At 71.9% G+C, this 270-nt stretch carries 1 protein-coding gene; it reads left to right on the top strand.

Annotation, left to right across the window (positions count from 1 at the left end; translation table 11 throughout):
* The coding region (locus AC1RPV_RS07895; protein ID WP_481764218.1) for a hypothetical protein at nt 1-270 on the top strand (270 nt) is incomplete at both ends.

Raw genomic sequence — 270 nt, 5'->3', positions numbered from 1 at the left:
GGTGCGGACCGCGGTCGAGCAGCCGTTCGACCCGCGCGCCTATCCCAGCCCGCTGACCGGGTTCCGCTCCTACTTCGAGCCGTCCGCCGCGTCCGACTCGATGCTGAGCGTCTCGGGTCTCCCCGCCGATGGCCGGGTGCGGATCGCGACCCTCGACACCTACGACGGTGTGACCGACTCGGTCGGCAGCGACGCGGTGACCAGTGCGTCCGGCTCCTTCGTCCGACTGCCGTACCGGCTCGACCAGAGCGGCACCAGGGGTACGCGCAC

This window comes from Dellaglioa sp. CoH-55-MRSF-9, assembly GCF_056782155.1.
The sequence above is the reverse complement of the archived record's forward strand: the minus strand, read 5'-3'. Positions and strand labels throughout refer to the sequence as shown.